The organism is Acidisphaera sp. L21, from assembly GCF_009765685.1.
Taxonomy (GTDB): Bacteria; Pseudomonadota; Alphaproteobacteria; order Acetobacterales; family Acetobacteraceae; genus LMUY01.
Window position 1 is genome coordinate 16607 of sequence record NZ_LMUY01000073.1, and the last position, 2302, is coordinate 18908.

At 64.6% G+C, this 2302-nt stretch carries 2 protein-coding genes; both read right to left on the reverse strand.

What is annotated here, in order from left to right:
• Window positions 1-459: 459 nt before the first annotated feature.
• Window positions 460-1344 (reverse strand): bestrophin family protein, encoded by an 885-nt coding sequence (locus tag GSQ76_RS14170; RefSeq protein ID WP_158744564.1) that lies wholly within the window; start codon window positions 1342-1344, stop codon window positions 460-462.
• Window positions 1341-1994 carry a carbonic anhydrase gene (locus tag GSQ76_RS14175; protein ID WP_174247348.1) on the reverse strand — a complete coding sequence of 218 codons (654 nt, stop codon included), beginning with the start codon at window positions 1992-1994 and terminating at the stop codon, window positions 1341-1343. Before GSQ76_RS14175 ends, GSQ76_RS14170 begins: the two co-directional genes overlap by 4 nt.
• Window positions 1995-2302 lie beyond the last annotated feature (308 nt).

A 2302-nucleotide genomic window follows, 5' to 3' on the forward strand; every position in this document is an offset into this window, starting at 1 on the left:
TGTCGTATAACACGTGGATGACGGCCCTTTTGCTTCTCATCGGCCTCTCATTGACATTGCGCGTTCGTCGCTACCTGGTCATCCAGTAGCGGACCGCTGCCGTCATCGTGGATTTTGCTCTTTGTCCAGTTGGGGGTTCGACGTAGCCGTCGGCGACTCAACCTCATATTCCTTGGCTCGCGCTTCGGCGTAGCCTGGCATATGTTTGGGAGGGTCATGGCTCCGCGTAGCCGCGGCAGGTGCCGGCAGCGTGCAGTGCTCTCTGCGCGCGGGTGGTGCTGATCAGTTCAGAATTCCGGCCTATTGACCTGGACATCGATCGTTGGCCTAGCTCGGACCAACGTGTTCACTTTGGTGCAACTTATCGACGGCTGAAAGCAACAAATTGGCGCGCTAGCGGTTTGCATGGGCGCTGGATCCAGGCTGTCAGGGTTGGTGCCCGCCTCCACCTCCCAACCATCACCAAAGCACACCCTCCCGCTCGGTCACCGCCGCCGGCGCGGGCCCGGCGTCGATCGTCTGCAGCAGGTCGATCTCGATCGTGCGGGTGATCGCCTGCATCGGAATGTCGTGCAGCGTGCCCTCGAATGGGTCTTCCAAATCGCGGCCGATGCGGTCCAGCGCCATGAACATGAACCCGATCACGGTCGACCCGATCGGGGTCAGATAGCCCAGATCATGCACCAGCCCCACGGGCAGCAGCAGGCAATACACCCCGACGAACACCTGAGGAAACTGGTTGTACTGCCGGGGCAGGGGCGTCTTCTTGATCCGCTCCAGCCCTCCCTGGGCATTGGCCAAATCGCTCAGCGTGCGGTCCAGCGTCGCCGCACCAATGCTATCCACCCCGCCCGTCAGCCGCGCCGTCGCCAAATCCCGCGCCATGGCGGTCTGGATCGCCGCGGGCACATTCGCCTTCGACCGCAGGCGCGCCAGTAGATCCGGCGGCAGATAGGGCTCCAACGCCACCCACGGCGGCAGACCCAGAAGGCTGCATCGCAGAGCCAGCGCGTAGGCGATCTGGTGCCGCACCAGCCGCGTCTGCAGCCCCGCGTCGTTGGTCAGTACCAGCAACCCGCGGGCGAAACTGCGGGAGTTGTTGACCACCGACCCCCACAGGCCCCGCGCCTCCCACCACCGGTCATACGCGGCATTGTTGCGGAAGGTGACGATGATGGCGATGGCACTGCCCAGCAACGGCAGCGGCAATTCGCCGATCGACACCCACTGCCAGCCGAACACGTACAGCAGCGTCACCGCCGTGTCGTAGCAAAGCAGGCTGAACAATTGCGGCCCAAGATGCTGGACCAGCCGGACGAAATCCAGCCGACGACGGATGATCATACCGCTGTCGCACGCCCGCGAATGGTCGTGCTGGCCAGCGGCACCAACGCGCCCGATCCAGCATCGATCGCCGACACACCGCCGCCCTCGATGTCGTAGACCCAGCCGTGCAACGCCAATTGTCCCGCCGCCAATCGCCCGGCGACTGCTGGGTGGGTGCCGAGATGGGACAGCTGGGTCCGAACATTCTGCTCCACCAGCCGTTGCAGGCGCTGTGGGTCGTCCGGGTCGGTGTAGGTGGCTGCCACCACACTGCGGGCCGCCTCGGCATTGCGTAGCCAGGACGCGACGGTCGGCATGGTTTGCAGTGTGGGGTCGGCCGGGTTCAGCAGCGCCTTCATCGCCCCGCAATCAGTGTGGCCACACACCACGATGTCGGTCACGCCCAGTGCGGTGCAGGCGTATTCCACCACCGCCGACACGCCGCCCATCATCTCGCCGTAGGCGGGCACGATGTTGCCGATGTTGCGGCAGACGAATAGCTCGCCGGGTTGGGTCTGGGTGATCAGTTCCGGCACGATCCGGCTGTCGGCGCAGGCGATGAACAGCGTCTGCGGCTGCTGCCTGTCCGCCAACTCGGCGAACAGCTGCTGGCGGCGCGGGAATTCGCGCTCGTGGAACTGGCGAACGCCCTCGACCAGCCGATTCATGCTGCTGGTTTTGCGTGCCTTCCGGGCCGCCGGCGCGGCAGTGCTGGACAGGCGAGTGGTGCGCTTGGATGGAATGGTGCTCATCTTGTCGAATGCCCTTGTAACCGTTACGTCATCGATATCTGGCGCAAGGTGGTTCAAGGCGACGTTGCCGATCAGCGGGCCCGTAGTCTCGACCATGCCCTGCACCCATGGCGCAGTTCAGGTGATCCGACATCGCCGGGTTCGCTGGAGGACTGCCAGCGTCCCGGCCAGAGGGGCCCGGATCGGTTATGCAGTCAACAATGGCGATGCGGCAGGCCAACGAC

Excerpts from the sequence above, each read along its gene's own strand:
- GSQ76_RS14170 (WP_158744564.1), bottom strand. The coding sequence starts at position 1,344 with ATGATCATCCGTCGTCGGCTGGATTTCGTCCGGCTGGTCCAGCATCTT.
- GSQ76_RS14175 (WP_174247348.1), bottom strand. The coding sequence starts at position 1,994 with ATGAATCGGCTGGTCGAGGGCGTTCGCCAGTTCCACGAGCGCGAATTC.